The 16,139-nt window shown below is 72.4% G+C and carries 19 protein-coding genes; 11 read left to right on the plus strand and 8 right to left on the minus strand.

From position 1 onward, the window contains the following. Window positions 1-182 precede the first annotated feature (182 nt). Entirely contained in the window at window positions 183-1,043 is an 861-nt protein-coding gene (gene folP / locus ACIPXC_RS15770) for a dihydropteroate synthase (protein WP_401617690.1), read from the minus strand. Between the two features lie 76 nt (window positions 1,044-1,119). Here folP and ACIPXC_RS15775 point away from each other — a divergent pair, with 76 nt between their 5' ends. After that, window positions 1,120-1,461: a DivIVA domain-containing protein gene (locus ACIPXC_RS15775; protein ID WP_401617692.1), complete on the plus strand. Its 342-nt coding sequence runs from the start codon at window positions 1,120-1,122 to the stop codon at window positions 1,459-1,461. Next, entirely contained in the window at window positions 1,458-2,045 is a 588-nt protein-coding gene (locus ACIPXC_RS15780) for a DNA-3-methyladenine glycosylase I (protein WP_392577960.1), read from the plus strand. The genes ACIPXC_RS15775 and ACIPXC_RS15780 overlap by 4 nt, the downstream gene beginning before the upstream one ends. A gap of 25 nt (window positions 2,046-2,070) precedes the next feature. Here ACIPXC_RS15780 and ACIPXC_RS15785 read toward each other — a convergent pair whose 3' ends face one another. Continuing rightward, window positions 2,071-2,874 carry an enoyl-CoA hydratase/isomerase family protein gene (locus ACIPXC_RS15785; RefSeq protein ID WP_401617695.1) on the minus strand — a complete coding sequence of 268 codons (804 nt, stop codon included), beginning with the start codon at window positions 2,872-2,874 and terminating at the stop codon, window positions 2,071-2,073. 333 nt (window positions 2,875-3,207) lie between these two features. On the opposite strand from ACIPXC_RS15785, the gene ACIPXC_RS15790 reads away from it, so the two are divergent. Continuing rightward, the gene (locus tag ACIPXC_RS15790; protein WP_003966491.1) at window positions 3,208-3,375 is read left to right on the plus strand and encodes a DUF3117 domain-containing protein; all 168 of its coding nucleotides are present in this window, start codon (window positions 3,208-3,210) and stop codon (window positions 3,373-3,375) included. A gap of 126 nt (window positions 3,376-3,501) precedes the next feature. Beyond that, a complete protein-coding gene (locus tag ACIPXC_RS15795; protein ID WP_401617698.1) occupies window positions 3,502-4,119 on the plus strand; it encodes a hypothetical protein in 618 nt (205 codons plus the stop codon). Window positions 4,120-4,156: 37 nt separating this feature from the next. Here the strand turns inward: ACIPXC_RS15795 and ACIPXC_RS15800 are convergent, their stop codons facing one another. Beyond that, on the minus strand, window positions 4,157-4,819 hold the full coding sequence (locus ACIPXC_RS15800; RefSeq protein WP_030032218.1) for an O-methyltransferase: 663 nt from the start codon (window positions 4,817-4,819) through the stop codon (window positions 4,157-4,159). A 177-nt stretch (window positions 4,820-4,996) separates the two neighbouring features. Here ACIPXC_RS15800 and sigE point away from each other — a divergent pair, with 177 nt between their 5' ends. The 5 genes from sigE to ACIPXC_RS15825 all read left to right on the plus strand — a co-directional run bounded on the left by sigE (window position 4,997) and on the right by ACIPXC_RS15825 (window position 9,273). Next, window positions 4,997-5,776 carry an RNA polymerase sigma factor SigE gene (sigE, locus tag ACIPXC_RS15805; protein WP_392577957.1) on the plus strand — a complete coding sequence of 260 codons (780 nt, stop codon included), beginning with the start codon at window positions 4,997-4,999 and terminating at the stop codon, window positions 5,774-5,776. Next, complete coding sequence (locus ACIPXC_RS15810) at window positions 5,773-6,438, plus strand: zf-HC2 domain-containing protein (protein ID WP_401617702.1); 666 nt, start codon at window positions 5,773-5,775, stop codon at window positions 6,436-6,438. Before sigE ends, ACIPXC_RS15810 begins: the two co-directional genes overlap by 4 nt. 54 nt (window positions 6,439-6,492) lie before the next feature. Then, a complete protein-coding gene (locus tag ACIPXC_RS15815; protein WP_401617704.1) occupies window positions 6,493-7,824 on the plus strand; it encodes a S1C family serine protease in 1,332 nt (443 codons plus the stop codon). Window positions 7,825-7,942: 118 nt separating this feature from the next. Then, complete coding sequence (locus ACIPXC_RS15820; protein WP_401617707.1) at window positions 7,943-8,383, plus strand: sec-independent translocase; 441 nt, start codon at window positions 7,943-7,945, stop codon at window positions 8,381-8,383. Between the two features lie 137 nt (window positions 8,384-8,520). Beyond that, complete coding sequence (locus tag ACIPXC_RS15825) at window positions 8,521-9,273, plus strand: hypothetical protein (RefSeq protein WP_401617710.1); 753 nt, start codon at window positions 8,521-8,523, stop codon at window positions 9,271-9,273. Between the two features lie 91 nt (window positions 9,274-9,364). Here the strand turns inward: ACIPXC_RS15825 and ACIPXC_RS15830 are convergent, their stop codons facing one another. The 3 genes from ACIPXC_RS15830 to ACIPXC_RS15840 all read right to left on the minus strand — a co-directional run bounded on the left by ACIPXC_RS15830 (window position 9,365) and on the right by ACIPXC_RS15840 (window position 12,509). Next, window positions 9,365-10,525, minus strand: a complete 1,161-nt coding sequence (locus ACIPXC_RS15830) for an Mrp/NBP35 family ATP-binding protein (protein WP_401617713.1) — start codon at window positions 10,523-10,525, stop codon at window positions 9,365-9,367. 42 nt (window positions 10,526-10,567) lie between these two features. Beyond that, window positions 10,568-11,074 (minus strand): DUF1003 domain-containing protein, encoded by a 507-nt coding sequence (locus tag ACIPXC_RS15835; protein WP_225885142.1) that lies wholly within the window; start codon window positions 11,072-11,074, stop codon window positions 10,568-10,570. Window positions 11,075-11,237: 163 nt separating this feature from the next. Next, entirely contained in the window at window positions 11,238-12,509 is a 1,272-nt protein-coding gene (locus ACIPXC_RS15840) for a magnesium transporter MgtE N-terminal domain-containing protein (protein WP_401617715.1), read from the minus strand. 186 nt (window positions 12,510-12,695) lie between these two features. On the opposite strand from ACIPXC_RS15840, the gene ACIPXC_RS15845 reads away from it, so the two are divergent. Further along, entirely contained in the window at window positions 12,696-13,487 is a 792-nt protein-coding gene (locus ACIPXC_RS15845) for a hypothetical protein (protein ID WP_401617718.1), read from the plus strand. Window positions 13,488-13,503: 16 nt separating this feature from the next. On the opposite strand, the gene ACIPXC_RS15850 is transcribed toward ACIPXC_RS15845, so the two are convergent. Together ACIPXC_RS15850 and ACIPXC_RS15855 are read right to left on the minus strand one after the other, a co-directional pair. Next, window positions 13,504-14,019: a hypothetical protein gene (locus tag ACIPXC_RS15850; protein WP_386528997.1), complete on the minus strand. Its 516-nt coding sequence runs from the start codon at window positions 14,017-14,019 to the stop codon at window positions 13,504-13,506. Window positions 14,020-14,061: 42 nt separating this feature from the next. Then, window positions 14,062-15,177 carry a magnesium and cobalt transport protein CorA gene (locus ACIPXC_RS15855; RefSeq protein ID WP_401617721.1) on the minus strand — a complete coding sequence of 372 codons (1,116 nt, stop codon included), beginning with the start codon at window positions 15,175-15,177 and terminating at the stop codon, window positions 14,062-14,064. 376 nt (window positions 15,178-15,553) lie between these two features. Between ACIPXC_RS15855 and ACIPXC_RS15860 the strand changes: the two genes are divergently transcribed. After that, a complete protein-coding gene (locus ACIPXC_RS15860; RefSeq protein ID WP_401617724.1) occupies window positions 15,554-16,138 on the plus strand; it encodes a suppressor of fused domain protein in 585 nt (194 codons plus the stop codon). The last annotated feature ends 1 nt before the right edge of the window (window position 16,139 follow it).

Here is a 16,139-nt window from a genome sequence, read left to right on the forward strand (position 1 = left end):
GGCGGCTGCGCCGGCCTCCGGCCGCCGGGGTGTCAGGCGAGGCCGCGGCGGGCGACCGCCGGGGGGCGGTGGCCCTGGATGGAACGGACCATGTCTCCTTCTCGACGCCGCTCTCGCGCGGTGCGGCGCCGGGGCGCCTCACCGGCTTCGGGCGGCTGCGCCGGCCTCCGGCCGCCGGGGTGTCAGGCGAGGCCGCGGCGGGCGACCGCCGGGGGGCGGTGGCCCTGGATGGAACGGACCATGTCCAGGATCTGCCGGGTCTCGGCGACCTCGTGGACGCGGTAGACCTGGGCGCCCAGCCAGGCCGAGACGGCCGTGGTGGCCAGGGTGCCCAGCAGTCGCTCCTTGACCGGCTTGTCGAGGGTCTCGCCGACGAAGTCCTTGTTGGACAGGGAGACCAGGACCGGCCAGCCCGTCGCGGTCATCTCCTCCAGCCGCCGGGTCGCCTCCAGCGAGTGGCGGGTGTTCTTCCCGAAGTCGTGGCCCGGGTCGATCATGATCGCGTCCCGGCGGACGCCGAGGGCGGCGGCGCGTTCGGCGAGCCCTACCGTGACCCGCAGGATGTCCGCCATCACGTCCTCGTACGCGATCCGGTGCGGCCGGGTGCGCGGCTCGACCTCGCCGGCGTGCGTGCAGACCAGGCCGACGTCGTAGCGCGCCGCGACCTCGGCCAGCTTCGGGTCCACCCCGCCCCACGCGTCGTTCAGCAGGTCCGCCCCCACCTCGCACACGGCCTCGCCGACCTCGTGCCGCCAGGTGTCCACGCTGATCACCACGTCCGGGTGGCGGCGGCGGACCTCGGCCACGAACCCGACCGTGCGCCGCGCCTCCTCGGCCGCGTCCACGTGCTCGCCCGGGCCCGCCTTCACCCCGCCGATGTCGATGATCGCCGCACCCTCGGCGACCGCCTGCTCCACCCGGTCCAGCGCCGGCTCGTCGCGGAACGTCGCGCCCTGGTCGTAGAAGGAGTCCGGAGTCCGGTTCACGATGGCCATGATCACCGGCTCGTGGGTGTCGAACTCGCGCCTGCCCAGTCGCAGCATCCTGCTCTTTCCTCCTTCGGCGGCCCTCGCGCCTCGCCTGCGACCTTAACCTGGTGGCCGGAGTCTCTCAGGGGAGTTGATCGTGTTCTTCTTCTTGATGATCGCGCTGGTCGTGGTCGTGGCAGCGGTCACTCTCGCGGTGATCGGCGGCGGCTCGGAGGCCGTCCTGCCGGAGGCGGAGCCGGACCGGGTGGCGGACGGGCTGCCGGAGAGCCGGCCCGTGGTGCGGGCGGACATCGACGCGCTGCGGCTGCCGGTCGCGCCGCGTGGCTACCGGATGGCCGAGGTGGACGACGTACTGGAGCGGCTCGCCGCGGAGCTCGCCGAGCGGGACGCGCGGATCGCGCAGCTGACGGCCGCCGCGGACGTGTCCGGCCCGGCCGACCGGGTCGACCTCAGCAAGGGCGGCGAACGGTGAGCGGAGCGGTCGCGGGCCCCGACGGGCTGCTGCGCTGCCCGTGGGCGCTGTCCACGGGTGCCACCGGCGAGTACATCGCCTACCACGACTCCGAATGGGGCCGTCCGGTCCACGGCGACGACGCCCTGTACGAGCGGCTGTGCCTGGAGGCCTTCCAGTCGGGGCTGTCCTGGCTGACGATCCTGCGCCGCCGCGAGGGCTTCCGCAAGGCCTTCTCCGACTTCTCCATCGCCGCGGTCGCGGAGTTCGGTGCCGCCGACGCGGAGCGGCTGCTGGCCGACGAGGGGATCATCCGCAACCGGGCCAAGATCGAGGCGACCCTGGCCAACGCGAAGGTCCTCGCGGGCTGGGAGGCCGGCGAGCTGGACGCCCTGATCTGGTCCCACGCCCCCGAGGAGCCCGGCCCCGCCCCGCTCACGGTCACCGAGGTCCCGGCGGTGACCACGCAGTCCACCGCGCTCGCCAAGGCCCTCAAGAAGGCCGGTATCCGCTTCGTCGGCCCGACCACCGCCTATGCCCTGATGCAGGCCTGCGGGCTGGTCAACGACCATCTGGCCGCCTGCGCGCTGCGCGACCCGGCCTGAACCGGGCCACGCACGTCCGCGCGGCTCAGCGGCCGAGGTACTTCGGGGGCTGCTTCGACAGGAAGGCCTGGACGGCGATGGCGTGGTCCTCGGAGGCCCCCGCACGGGTCTGCAGGACGTCCTCGTGGACCAGGGAGTCCGCGAGGGTGTGGCCGGCCCCGTACGCCAGGGACTCCTTCAGGGCCGCGTAGGCGACCGTCGGGCCGGCCGCCAGTGTGCGGGCCACGGCCTCGGCCTCGGCGTGCAGGGAGTCCGAGGACACCAGGCGGTTGACGATGCCGAGCTCGTACGCCTCCTGCGCCTTGATCGAACGCGGGAAGAGCAGCAGGTCGCAGGCGCGGGAGGCGCCGATCAGGCGGGGCAGCGTCCAGGAGACCCCGGAGTCGGCGGTGAGGGCCACGCCGGCGAACGAGGTGTTGAAGGAGGCCGTGTCGGCGACGACCCGGAAGTCGGCCGCCAGCGCGAAACCGAAGCCGGCCCCGGCCGCGACGCCGTTGACGCCGGCTACCACGGGCTTCGGCATCTCGGTGAGCGTCCGCACGATCGGGTTGTAGTGCTCCTTGACCGTGTTCATGGTCAGCGAGGAGCCGGTCTCGCGGTCCGAGGCGAGGTTCCCGATGTGTTCCTTGAGGTCCTGGCCGACGCAGAAGGCCCGGTCGCCGGCGGCGGTCAGCAGCACCGCACGGACCGCGGTGTCCTCGGCCGCCGCCTGCGCCGCGTCGCGCAGGGCGACCTTGGCCTCGGTGTTCATCGCGTTCATCGCGTCGGGACGGTTGATCGTGATGGTCGCGAGTCCGTCGGTCACTTCGTAGAGCACACTGTCGGCCATGGCGGGGGTCCCCCTTCGTCGCGGGCTTGGCTACCGGCCGGTACCGGCCGGTGCAAGGGTCAGCATGGCGGACCGGACCCGGAGCGCACATGTGATGTGCGTCAAACGAACCCGAAGCCGTTTCCCCGGGTGCGGCGGCGAAGTATCGCAGGCGGATCCCCGAAATGAGTGGTTTTGGCCGAGCGCGTTGCCCAAGCGTTCCCGGGTGATGTTGGTCATCGGGTCCTGACATGCGGGATAATGGCTGGGAAGCAATGTGTTCGATGCCGGGTACTAGGCGCCTGAACGGGGCCGTCGGCTGACGATGAGCTGGTTTCAGGAAGGGGAACGAGCATGGCGGCCATGAAGCCGCGGACGGGCGACGGCCCGCTCGAGGTCACCAAGGAGGGGCGGGGCATCGTCATGCGCGTACCGCTCGAGGGCGGCGGTCGGCTTGTCGTCGAGCTGACCCCCGATGAGGCGGACGCCCTGGGTGACGCCCTGAAGAAGGTCGTCGGCTGACCCGCTGACAGCACTTCCACCTTCTGCTTTCGCATTCCCGCGCTGCCCCGACCGCGATCAGCGGCCGGGGCAGCGTCGTGTCGTTTCCGAGGACCCCTGGTCCCCGTCTTTCCGGCGGAGCCGCACGTGACCTTCTCCCCGCCCGCGCCGCCGGCCTTCGCCGACTGCACTCCCCGCCAGAAGGCGGCCCGCGTCCTGTCCGACGTACTGGCACCGGCGAACCTGGTGGTCGCCCTGCTCCTGGTCGTCGGAGGGCACAGCACCGGGTCGTGGACGGGGCTCGGCTGGGGCCTGCTCGCCGCCCTGTTCTGCGGTGTCGTCCCGATCGGCGTCATCGCCGTCGGGGTGCGCCGGGGCGCCCTGACCGACCAGCACATACGGGTCCGGCGCCAGCGGGTCGTCCCGATGGCCCTGAGCCTGGTCTCCGTCCTCGCCGGGGTCGCCCTCCTGCGCGTCCTGGGTGCCCCGGCGCAGGTCTTCGCGCTCGTCGTCGCGATGCTGGTCGGCCTGGTCTCGTCCCTGCTGGTGACGGTGGTCTGGCAGATATCCATCCACATGTCGGTGGCCGGCGGCACCGTGATGATCCTGCTGCTCGTCTTCGGCCCGGTGGCGCTCCCGGCGGCCGCGGTGGCCGCCGCCGTCGGCTGGTCCCGGCTGGAGCTGCGGGCCCACACACCGGCCCAGCTGATCGCCGGCACCGCGCTCGGCGGTACGGCGGCCCTCGCCTTCGCGCTGCTGGGCTGACCCGGCCCCGCCCGGGCACCCCTGGGCCGCTACGGGGTCAGCGGCGCACGGCGCACAGCAGCCCGTCGCCCACCGGGAGCAGCGCGGCCTCCAGCGCCGGGCTCTCCCGGACGCTGCGCAGCAGCTCGCGGACGCGGAGCACCTCCACGGGCTGGGCCGCGGAGTCGACCGTACGGCCGTCGGAGAAGACCCCCTCGAAGCACACCAGCCCCCCGGGGCGCAGCAGGCGCAACGATTCGGCGAGGTAGTCGAGGGACTCGGTCGGGTCCCCGTCGCAGAAGACGAGGTCGTACCCGCCGTCGGCGAGGCGGGGCAGGACGTCGAGGGCGCGGCCGGGGATGAAGCGGGCGCGGTTGCCCGCGAAGCCGGCGGCGCGGAAGGCCTGGCGGGCGAAGGCCTGCCGGTCGGCTTCGGGGTCGACCGTGGTCAGTACCCCGTCCGGGCGCATCCCGTGCAGGAGGTGGATGCCGGAGACGCCGGTCCCGGTGCCGATCTCGGCGACCGCCTTGGCGTCCGCGGTCGCGGCCAGCAGGCGCAGCGCGGCGCCGGTCCCGGGGGAGACGGAGCGCAGGCCCGCTTCCCTGGACCGGTCGCGGGCCCATCGCAGAGCGTCGTCCTCGGCGACAAACGCGTCGGCGAACGCCCAGCTCGTCTGCCGGTTGCCGGTAATGACCCTCTCCTGTCCCCATAGTTGGCGCAACGGTGACTGTATCCGTTGACGTCGGGAACCCGCAGATGGGACCGGGCGTTGTGAGGGGTGGAGGCGGGACGAGAAGGACGGCGCCGGGCAGATCGGCGGCGGGGACCGCCCCGGGGCCTAAGACTTGCGTAAAGATACTGCAAAAACCCTTATCCGGAGCTGACAGAGGGGGTGGCTATGGTAGGGACTCCACTGGACACCACCAGAGCCGACAGGGGAGGTGCGGCTGCGCCTGTGGATCGTCGAGGCGTGTTCAGACGCCTCTTCCGGTCGGCGGGTGAGCCGAAATCCGTGACCTACACTGCTGACCGCTTCCACACCGCAGACACCGCAACCACCGCGACCTTTGCCGCAGACGCGGGATCGCAGGCGTGGACCCCTCCCTCGTGGGAGGAGATCGTCAGCACGCACAGCGCGCGGGTCTACCGCCTCGCCTACCGCCTGACGGGCAACCAGCACGACGCCGAGGACCTGACCCAGGAGGTCTTCGTCCGCGTCTTCCGCTCGCTGTCCACCTACACGCCGGGCACGTTCGAGGGCTGGCTGCACCGCATCACCACGAACCTGTTCCTGGACATGGTGCGCCGCAAGCAGCGGATCCGCTTCGACGCGCTCGCCGACGACGCCGCCGAGCGGCTGCCGAGCCGTGAGCCGTCCCCCCAGCAGGTCCTCCACGACACGCACTTCGACGCGGACGTCCAGCAGGCGCTGGACACCCTCGCCCCCGAGTTCCGCGCGGCCGTGGTGCTGTGCGACATCGAGGGCCTGTCCTACGAGGAGATCGCCGCGACGCTGGGCGTGAAGCTCGGCACCGTGCGCAGCCGTATCCACCGGGGCCGTTCGCACCTGCGCAAGGCGCTCAAGCACCGGTCCCCCGCGGCCCGGGCAGAGCAGCGCGCCCTGGCGGGTGTGGCGACGGGCGCGCCGGACGCAGGGAGAGAGGGCGGAGCCGAGTGACCGCAGCCAGTCCTTCCCCTGCCGAACAGCACCTGGGTGACCGGCTCGCCGCCCTGGTCGACGGGGAGCTGAAGCACGACGCGCGCGAGCGCGTCCTGGCACACCTGGCGACCTGTGCCAAGTGCAAGGCCGAGGCCGACGCCCAGCGCCGCCTGAAGACCATGTTCGTGGAGAGCGTGCCCCCTCCGGTGTCCGCGGGCCTGCTCGCCCGTCTGCAGGGCCTCCCCGGGGGCGGTCCCGACGGTCCGGTGGGTCCCCTGGGGCCACCGGGACCGGGAGCCGCCGAGCCCGACCCCTTCGACGCCTTCGCGTACGGGCTGCCCGTGGCCGCCGCCCGGCCGCAGCAGGAGGGCTTCCGCATCCACGAGGTGGGCCGTCCGCGCCGCCGGTTCGCCTTCGTCGCCGCCGGAGCGGTGTCGCTGGCCGCCCTCGCGCTGGGCGGCACGCTGCCGCTGGAGGGCACGGAGCCGAACGTCCGGGGCGATTCCCCGGCGCCCGCCTCCAGACCCGGCCCCGCCCTGCCCGTGTCCGATGCGGCGGCGCGCGACTGGCTGCCCACACCCGCCGCCGTACCGTCCCTCCTGACGGCCGTGGCGAGCCCGCCGGCGCCGCTGCAGCCCTCCCCGTCGGGCTCGGCGCGTCCGGTCTCCCTGCTGCGCTGACCCCGGACCTGGTTGAATCGGCCGGACATGCGCACAGGTACGCGGGGAGTTCCCATGTCCGACAGCCAGCAGACCGACCCGGCTCCGCAGTGGTGGAGCCGGCCCCAGGGCACGGCCGACAGCCGTCGTGACGGGGTTCCGGTCCCGCGGCCCGAGGCCGGCGAGGGCGGGGACGAGGGGAGCGGGGCCGCCGGGCAGGCGGTCCCCGCCCCCGCGGTGCCGGCCGATGCGGTCCGTTACGACCCCTGGGGGGTGCAGCCCCTCCAGGTCGTGGACCGGGGCCGGGACCGCACCGGGTTCCGGCTGTGGCAGGTGGCGGCCCTCGCCGCGGCCACGGCCCTGTTCGCCGGCGGGATCGGCGGCTACGTGGGCGTGCTCGCCGAGCGGCAGAGCAGCACCCGCCTGGAACTGCCGCAGGCGGCCGTCGCGGACGGCGGCCGGTCGCCCGACAGCGTGGCCGGGATCGCGGCGACCGCACTGCCCGGGGTGGTCACCCTGCACGTGCGGGGCGCCAAGAGCAGCGGCACGGGCACCGGATTCGTGCTGGACCCCCAGGGGCACATCCTGACCAACAACCACGTGGTCGCCGACGCCAAGGCGATAGCGGTCACCTTCAGCACCGGCGAGAGCGTCACCGCCGAGCTGGTCGGCCGCGACTCCGGCTACGACCTGGCCGTGGTCAAGGTCAGCGGGGTGCGCGGGCTGCGGCCGCTCAGCCTGGGTAACTCCGAGAACGTGAGGGTCGGCGACCCGGTCGTGGCCATCGGCGCGCCCTTCGACCTCTCCAACACGGTCACCGCCGGCATCATCAGCGCCACCGGCAGGCCCGTCACCGCGGGCGGCGACAAGGGCGACGGCAGCGACATCAGTTACGTCGACGCGCTGCAGACCGACGCCCCCATCAACCCCGGGAACTCCGGCGGTCCCCTCCTGGACGCCAGGGCGCACGTGGTCGGCATCAACAGCGCGATCCGCGGCGCCGACAAGGACGATCCCAGTCGGCAGGGCGGCTCCATCGGCCTGGGCTTCGCCATCCCCATCAACCAGGGCAAGCGCGTCGCCGAGGAGCTCATCGCCACGGGCCGCGCCACGCACCCCGTCATCGGGGTCACCCTCGACATGGACTACACCGGCGACGGAGCCCGGGTGGGGGACAAGGGGGAGGACGGAAAACCGTCCGTGACCGCCGGCGGACCGGGCGCGCGCGCCGGGATCAGGCCCGGTGACGTGATCACCAAGGTGGACGGACAGCGGGTCCGCGGGGGCGACGAGCTGATCATCAAGATCCGGGCCCACCGCCCGGGCGATCCGCTCACCCTGACCGTGCTGCGCGACGGCCGGGAACGCACTCTGGACGTTGTCCTCGGGTCGGCGAACGGTTCATGATCATGGGATGGCCGGGGGATGAAACCCCGGCCGGCCCGGGACGCGTGTAGGGGCCCGCGGGCTGGGCCGGGTACCGTGTGTTCGGGCCCGAAGTGACAGAGAGCCGAGGAGCGGCAAGGTGTTCAACGACATAGGCGCACTCGAACTCGTCACGATCGTGGTTCTGGCCATTCTCGTTTTCGGTCCGGACAAGCTGCCCAAGGTCATTCAGGACGTCACGGGCTTCATCCGTAAGATCCGCGCGTTCTCCGACAGTGCCAAGCAGGACATCCGCTCCGAACTCGGTCCCGACTTCAAGGACTTCGAATTCGAGGACCTGAATCCGAAGACCTTCATCCGCAAGCAGCTCTCGGAGAACGAGGACCTCCAGGAGATCCGCAGCAGCTTCGACCTCCGCAAGGAGCTGAACGAGGTCTCGGACGCCGTCAACAATCCGGAGCCCGACCCGGCCCCGGCCTCCACGACCTCCCCGTCCGGCACCGCCGGTCCGGACCTGCTGAAGAAGCCCGAGGCCCCGGCCGCCGAACAGCGCGTGCGCTTCGACGCCGACGCCACCTGACCCAGCCTGCCCGGTGATCCGGGGTCGGATGGCTATCCTCCATCTGTCCGGATCGCGGGACGCCCGAGGGAGGGGGTCCCCCCAGCGCAGCGAGGGGGAGGGCCGTTCCGGACCCCACGGAACGAGAGGCCGCCCAGATGGAGACGACGAGCAGCAGCCTGGTAGGGGCGCAGACCGCCGAGGCACCCGCCGCCGCGGACGCAGCGCAGGAACCGCATACGAGCCCGCACACGGGGTCGCATACCGGCGACCCGGACGGGTCGCAGCAGCCGGAGGCCGCCGCACCCGTGCCGGCGGCCCGCCGGACGGCCGAGGGCTTCCTGGCTGCCGATTTCCCCTGGTACGGGCTGGACGGAGCCTTCACCGGGCGCCGCTGGCTCATGCAGGTGGGCACCGCCGCCGACGGCACGGTGGAGCACGGCTCCACCGGCCACGGTGACGAGCCCTCCGCCCGGGGCGAGATCGCCACCGGCGAGAAGGAGCGCTTCGCGGTGGTCATCACCGTGGCGAGCAACCCGCTGCGCCGCAGCGGCGACGGCACCGGCGTCCTGGAGGCCACCTCGGTCTCCTCGGCGGCCTGGCTGGCCGGCTCCGGGCTGCTGGCCTACAGCTGGCCCGGACAGATGGACCACGCCCTGCGCGACGACTGGCTCGACCAGCAGACCGAGGCCGCGTGGGAGCTCGCCGACGACCTCGACGGCGAGGACTGGTCCACGCTGTCGCTGCCGGTGGACGGCGAGCCGACGACCTTCCACTACCGCGAGTCCGAGTTCGGCTGGGTGCTCGCGGGCTCCACCGGCAGCGGTGTCCACCTGGGCGCCTACGGCCGCGGCATGAGCGCCTACGGCCTCGGCTTCTCGGCGATCTCGGACCTCGGCACGTACGAGTAGCCGTACGCCCGATCACGGTCCCGGGCGCGGGCGCAGTACGGAGGAAGGGCACCGCCGACCGGCGGTGCCCTTCCTCCGTACCCCGGAGGGCCTAGAACTTGTTGCGCGGGGTGATGCCCAGGGACATGCCCGACAGGCCGCGCGCGCGGCCCCCCAGCTTGCCCGCGATCGTGCGCAGGGCCGCACCGGCCGGCGAGTCGGGGTCGGACAGGACGACGGGCCGGCCCTCGTCGCCGCCCTCGCGCAGCCGGACGTCGATCGGGATCGAGCCGAGCACCGGCACCGTGGCGCCGACCGTCTTGGTCAGCCCGTCGGCGACCTTCTGACCGCCGCCCGAGCCGAAGACGTCCACCATCTCGTCGCAGTGCGGGCACGGCAGGCCCGACATGTTCTCGACGACGCCGACGATCTTCTGATGGGTCTGCACGGCGATCGAGCCGGCCCGCTCGGCCACCTCGGCCGCGGCCTGCTGCGGGGTGGTGACGACGAGGATCTCGGCGTTCGGCACGAGCTGGGCCACGGAGATCGCGATGTCGCCCGTGCCCGGCGGCAGGTCCAGCAGCAGCACGTCCAGGTCGCCCCAGAAGACGTCGGCCAGGAACTGCTGCAGGGCGCGGTGCAGCATCGGTCCGCGCCACACGACCGGCGCGTTGCCCGGGGTGAACATACCGATGGAGATGACCTTCACGCCGTTCGCGGACGGCGGCATGATCATGTTCTCGACCTGGGTGGGACGGCCGTCCACGCCCAGCATGCGCGGCACGCTGTGGCCGTAGATGTCCGCGTCGACCACGCCGACCTTCAGGCCGTCCGCCGCCATCGCCGCGGCCAGGTTGACCGTGACCGAGGACTTGCCGACGCCGCCCTTGCCGGAGGCGACCGCGTACACGCGGGTCAGCGAGCCCGGCTTGGCGAAGGGCACCTCGCGCTCGGCGGTGCCGCCGCGCAGCGTGGCCGCCAGCTCCTTGCGCTGCTCGTCGCTCATCACGTCGAGCGACACGCTGACCGAGGTGACCCCGGCGACCTTCTCGACGGCCTCGGTGACGTTCTTGGTGATCGTCTCGCGCATGGGGCAGCCCGACACGGTCAGGTAGACCGTGACCGCGACCTCGCCGCCGTCGCCGATCTCCACCGATTTGACCATGCCGAGCTCGGTGATCGGCCGGTGGATCTCGGGGTCGTTCACCGTCGCCAGAGCGTCCAGGATCGCGTCCTGCTCAGGCACGGCGGCGGAGCTTGTGTCGGTAGCCATGCCCCGATGGTACGGCTCGGTAGCACGGCTCGGGAAAGCCCGTCAGCGGTCGCCTTCGTCACGTTCCGCCGGGAACAGACGCCGCTCGTCCATCTCCTTGATCAGGTCCTGGAACTCCGACCTGATCCAGTCACGCGTGGCGACCTCGCCCAGGCCCATGCGCAGGGCCGCGATCTCCCGCGTCAGGTACTCGGTGTCGGCGATGGAGCGCTCGTTCTGCTTGCGGTCCTGCTCGTGGGTGACCCGGTCGCGGTCGTCCTGCCGGTTCTGCGCCAGCAGAATCAGCGGAGCGGCGTAGGAGGCCTGAAGCGACAGCATCAGCGTCAGGAAGATGAACGGGTACTTGTCGAACCGCAGGTCGTCCGGCGCGAAGACGTTCCACAGCACCCAGAGGATGATGACCAGCGTCATCCAGACGATGAACCGGCCCGTGCCCAGGAACCGCGCCACCCGCTCGGAGAGCCGTCCGAAGGCCTCCGGGTCGTATTCGGGCAGCAGGGACCGCCGCGGCGCCCGCGGCAGGTCGAGGCGGACCCTCGGGCGCGTCAGCGCGCTCGCCCCGGTCGGCGCGGACTTCCCCGCACGCTCGCCGGAACGTTCCGCCGCCTCGGCCGTCTGCCCGTGCTCGCGCGCCGAGTGCAGCCGCGCCTGCTCGCGCCGCTCCCGGATCTGCTCACGACGCCGCTCGCGCGACTGCTCGCCGCGCCCGCGCTCAGTGCCCACGCAGCGCCTCCTCCGCATGGAATTCCGTCTCGCGCCAGTCCTCCGGCAGCAGGTGGTCCAGTACGTCGTCGACCGTCACCGCGCCCAGCAGCGACCCGCTCTCGTCGACCACCGGCACCGCCACCATGTTGTAGGCCGCCAGGTGCGTGGTGACCGCGGGCAGCGAGGCGTCGGGCCGCAGCGGCGGCAGGTCGGTGTCCACGATCGAGCTGACCAGGGTGAACGGCGGATCCCGCAGCAGCCGCTGGAAGTGCACCGTGCCCAGGTATTTGCCCGTCGGGGTCTCGTCCGGCGGCCGGCACACGTACACCTGCGCCGCCAGCGCCGGCGACAGGTCCGCCTGCCGTACGCGGGCCAGCGCGTCGGCGACGGTCGCGTCCGGGCGCAGCACGATCGGCTCCGTGGTCATCAGACCGCCGGCGGTGTTCTCCTCGTAGGACAGCAGACGGCGCACGTCGGCCGCGTCGTCGGGCCGCATCAGCGTCAGCAGCCGCTCCTTGTCGTCCTCCGGCAGTTCCGAGAGCAGGTCGGCGGCGTCGTCGGGGTCCATGGCCTCCAGGACGTCGGCGGCACGCTCCTCCTTCAGCTTGCCGAGGATCTCCACCTGCTCGTCCTCGGGCAGCTCCTCCAGCACATCCGCGAGCCGGTCGTCGTCGAGGGCGTTGGCCACCTCGGCGCGCCGCTTCGGCGTCAGGTGGTGCAGGACGTTCGCCACGTCGGCCGGGCGCATCTGCTCGAAGGTGGCGACCAGGTTCTCGGCGCCCTGCCCGTGCTCCTCCAGCGAGAAGCCCGTCACCGCGGACCACTCCACCGTCAGGGCCTCGCCGCGCCGACGCAGCGCACCCGACTTGCCCTTGCGCACGAAGATCCGGTCGATCTCCCAGTCCCGGCGGGCCGGCAGCTGCTGGATGGCCACGTCCAGGACGGTGACCTCCTCGCCGCTGGAGACCAGCGTCACCCGCCGGTCCAGCAGCTCGCCCAGGACCAGCCGCTCGGTGGGGCGCTGCTCGAAGCGCCGCATGTTGATGACGCCGGTGGTGATGACCTGGCCGGACTCGACTCCGGTGACGCGGGTCATCGGCAGGAAGATCCGGCGCCGGCTGACCACCTCGACCACCAGGCCCAGCAGCCGCGGCGGGCGGCCGCCGACCCGCAGCATCGCGACGAGGTCGCGGACCCGGCCGACCTGGTCGCCGTTGGGATCGAAGACGGGCACACCCGACAGATGCGAGACGAAGATCCGCGGGGCGCCTGCAACCATCCGAGCGCCTCCTAGAGCGTCCATCGAGAGTCGTGCCGCCCCTCAGGCTAGCCCGTGCCCCGGGAAAGCGTCCTGGTGGGGAGGTCCGCCCGGGGCCCGCGGAGCACGGGGAGCGGTCGTGGCCCGCGGCACCCGGGCGGGTACGCTGCCTGCTGCCCGCAGACGAACGACGAGAGGCACCTGCCCGTGAGCGCCTACTTCCCCGCCGCGCGGCTGCGCCGGGCCGCCTCCATCGGTGTGCTGTGCGCGGGTCTCGCCGTGACCGGTACGGCTTGCGGGGACGACCCGGACGAGGGTACGAACGGCGTCGGCAAGCTCTCCGCCGACAAGATCGAGGCGAAGGCGAAGGCGGCCGCGACCGAAGCCGACTCCGTGCACCTGTCCGGCACGCTGGTGAGCGGCGGCAAGGCCTTCACCGTCGACATGCGGCTCAAGTCGGACGGCGGCTCCGGCGAGGTGAAGTCGAAGGACGACACCTTCCAGCTGCTGCGCGTGGGGGAGCAGCTCTACCTGAAGGCCAGCGCGGCCTTCTGGGGCCAGAGCGACTCGGCCGGCAAGCTCGGCGACAAGTACGTGAAGGTGCCCGAGGGCGACCCCTCCTACAAGCAGTTCCGCGGCTTCACCGACATGGACGTCCTGCTGGACGGGCTGCTGGGCCTGGAGGGCAAGCTCGCCAAGGGTTCCTACACCAAGGTCGGGCACACCCGCGCGGTCCAGGTCACGGCCGACGAGGGCAAGGGCGGCAAGCTCTCGGTGTCGCTGGAGGGGACCCCCTACCCGCTGCTCATGGAGCGCGCCGGCGGCGCGGGCCGGGTGGAACTCGCCGAGTGGGGCCAACCGTTCCAGCTCGATCCGCCCGCGCAGGACCAGACGGTCGACTACGGCAGCCAGTTGCCGACGACCAAGGGGGAGGACGGCGAGCCCACGCCCGCCCCCTCCCAGGGCTCGGGCCAGGGCGCCGACCCCACCAGGCCGTAGGGGACGTGCGGGGGCGTCAGCCCCGGGCGGCCTTCTTCCGCTTCAGCAGGAGCTTCGGCAGGGCCGCCGGGACCGGGCGGCGGGTCGTGGCCGGGGAGCCCAGCGGGGCCGCGGCCAGCGAGCCGTCCGGCAGCTCGGCCCGTACCGACTCCGGCTCCAGCCGCAGCAGCCGGCACTCCCGCGCCCACCGCTCGGTCATCTCCTCGGAGTCGGGCGCGTTCAGCCGCTTGCCCTTGAGCTCGGCGACGGCCGCCTGCCACTCCTCACCGCGGGGCGCGAGCTCGCGTACGGTCGCCGTCCAGGCCACCAGCCGGCCGCCCTTGTCCTTGCTCCGCACCGTCACCTCGGCGCCCGCGCCGTCCACCAGCCCCGGGAACGGCTGCTCGCCGGGCCCGTCGCCCAGTACGTGGGCCGCGCCGTCCACCCAGGCGTGCCACAGGGCGCGGTCGGCCCCGGCGCCGCGGACCCAGATCAGGCCGGACTTCTTGGTGGCCTCCTCGACGAGGGCCAGGTCGAGCGTGCTGAGAGTCATGGGCACAGGGTAGGGGGTGCCTCCGGGCCGCCCCCGCGCCCCCTACAGCCAGCCGTGGCGGCGCAGGGCCCGGTGGATGGTGAAGCAGGCGCCGAAGATCGTCGCCATCACCATCGGGTAGCCGTACTCCCACCGGAGCTCGGGCATGTGGTCGAAGTTCATCCCGTACACCCCGCAGATCATCGTCGGCACGGCGATGATGGCCGCCCAGGAGGTGATCTTGCGCATGTCCTCGTTCTGGGCGACCGTCGCCTGCGCGAGGTTGGCCTGGAGGATGGAGTTCAGGAGTTCGTCGAAGCCCACCACCTGCTCGTGCACCCGCGCGAGGTGGTCGGCCACGTCCCGGAAGTACTTCTGGATGTCGGGGTCCACCAGCCGCATCGGCCGCTCGCTCAGCAGCTCCATCGGCCGCAGCAGCGGCGACACCGCCCGCTTGAACTCCAGCACCTCGCGCTTGAGCTGGTAGATCCGGCCCGCGTCGCCGCCGCGCGCACTGCCCTTGGAGGGGGCTGCGAAGACATCGCTCTCCACCTCGTCGATGTCGTCCTGCATCGCCGCCGCGACCGCGATGTAGCCGTCGACGACGTGGTCGGCGATGGAGTGCAGAACGGCCGAGGGGCCCTTCGACAGCAGTTCGGGGTCGTCCTGGAGACGGTGGCGCAGGCCCTTGAGGGAGCCCTGCCCGCCGTGGCGGACGGTGATGACGAAGTCGGGGCCGGTGAAGCACATCACCTCGCCCGACTCCACCACCTCGCTGGTGGCGGTCAGTTCGGCGTGCTCCACGTAGTGGATGGTCTTGAAGACGGTGAACAGGGTGTCGTCGTAGCGCTCCAGCTTCGGCCGCTGGTGCGCGTGCACCGCGTCCTCCACGGCCAGGGGGTGCAGCCCGAAGGTGGCGGCGATCCCCGCGAACTCGGCCTCCGTCGGCTCGTGCAGGCCGATCCAGGCGAAGCCGCCGTCCTCGCGGACCCGGCGGATCGCCTCACGGGGCGTCAGGCACGCGGGCCCCAGCACCCGGCGGCCGTCGCGGTACACGGCGCAGTCGACCACCGCGCTGCTCGCCGACGGGTCGCGGGTCGCGTCGTAGCCGGGCTGTACCGGGGTGGACTTGCGCAGGGACGGGCGTACGGCCGCACGCAGGTAGGGCAGCATCGACATGGCAGGCTCCTTCGCACGCACGGCTGCGGACCGTACGGGTGGGAGACCCTCCGGCACCGCAGGCGGGCAGGCCGGGGCGGGCGGGAGGGAACAGGACGGGAGGACAACGTTCTGCCGTCGCTCTTCTACTGATCAGAAGATCACAGGGGGCGGGACGCGCCCGCCGGAGAAGCGGAAGAGCGATTGGTACTGCACGATCGACTTCGGTCCATCGCAGCCCCACCTCCTCCGGCCGGTCCCCCGTAGGGGACGTCCTGTCTCCGGAGCCTTGAAACAACGCTTCTGCGTGCGGCCCCGAACAGCTGTCAACACTATCAGCCGACGGATGGTCAAGACCCGCCCTTTACCCGGCTGATACGAGTTCTATGCTCGTTCCATGGCAGAAATTCTGGCTCTCGTCGAGGCGCGGCTGCGCACCGCGTTCGGTGAACCCGACGCCCGCGCCGCCGTCACCTTCCTGGGCACCGACCGCATCGAGGTACTCCGTTTCGCCGAGGGCGACCTCGTGCGGTACGCGACCCTCGGAATGTCCGCGCACCCGATGACCGATCCGACCGCCGTGGTCGCCGACCCCGTACGGGGCCCGCGCGCCGAACTGGTGCTGACCGTACGGGCGGGACGGGCGGACACCGACAAACTGCTCAGGCCACTCGCGGTGCTGGCCGCCTCCCCGCAGGTGGAGGGCCTGGTCGTGGCCCCGGGCGCCTCGCTCGACGTGGGTGAGCCGCTGTGGGAGGGGGCGCCGTTCAGCTCCGTCCTCGTCGCGGAACCGGGCGGTCTGGTGGAGGACCTGGAGCTCGACGAGCCGATGGAGGCGGTGCGGTTCCTGCCGCTGCTGCCGATGACGGCGAACGAGGCGGCCTGGAAGCGGGTCCACGGCGCGGCCGCCCTCCAGGAGCGCTGGCTCGCGCGCGGAACGGACCTGCGGGACCCCCTGCGCAGCGCTGTCGCACTGGACTGAC

Origin of the sequence: Streptomyces sp. NPDC090021 (assembly GCF_044748225.1) — a bacterium.
Classification (GTDB): domain Bacteria; phylum Actinomycetota; class Actinomycetes; order Streptomycetales; family Streptomycetaceae; genus Streptomyces.

Coding starts and splice junctions, on each gene's coding strand:
- folP (WP_401617690.1), bottom strand. CDS start 1,043: ATGCTGCGACTGGGCAGGCGCGAGTTCGACACCCACGAGCCGGTGATC.
- ACIPXC_RS15785 (WP_401617695.1), bottom strand. CDS start 2,874: ATGGCCGACAGTGTGCTCTACGAAGTGACCGACGGACTCGCGACCATC.
- ACIPXC_RS15790 (WP_003966491.1), top strand. CDS start 3,208: ATGGCGGCCATGAAGCCGCGGACGGGCGACGGCCCGCTCGAGGTCACC.
- sigE (WP_392577957.1), top strand. CDS start 4,997: ATGGTAGGGACTCCACTGGACACCACCAGAGCCGACAGGGGAGGTGCG.
- ACIPXC_RS15815 (WP_401617704.1), top strand. CDS start 6,493: ATGTCCGACAGCCAGCAGACCGACCCGGCTCCGCAGTGGTGGAGCCGG.
- ACIPXC_RS15825 (WP_401617710.1), top strand. CDS start 8,521: ATGGAGACGACGAGCAGCAGCCTGGTAGGGGCGCAGACCGCCGAGGCA.
- ACIPXC_RS15830 (WP_401617713.1), bottom strand. CDS start 10,525: ATGGCTACCGACACAAGCTCCGCCGCCGTGCCTGAGCAGGACGCGATC.
- ACIPXC_RS15840 (WP_401617715.1), bottom strand. CDS start 12,509: ATGGTTGCAGGCGCCCCGCGGATCTTCGTCTCGCATCTGTCGGGTGTG.
- ACIPXC_RS15850 (WP_386528997.1), bottom strand. CDS start 14,019: ATGACTCTCAGCACGCTCGACCTGGCCCTCGTCGAGGAGGCCACCAAG.
- ACIPXC_RS15855 (WP_401617721.1), bottom strand. CDS start 15,177: ATGTCGATGCTGCCCTACCTGCGTGCGGCCGTACGCCCGTCCCTGCGC.
- ACIPXC_RS15860 (WP_401617724.1), top strand. CDS start 15,554: ATGGCAGAAATTCTGGCTCTCGTCGAGGCGCGGCTGCGCACCGCGTTC.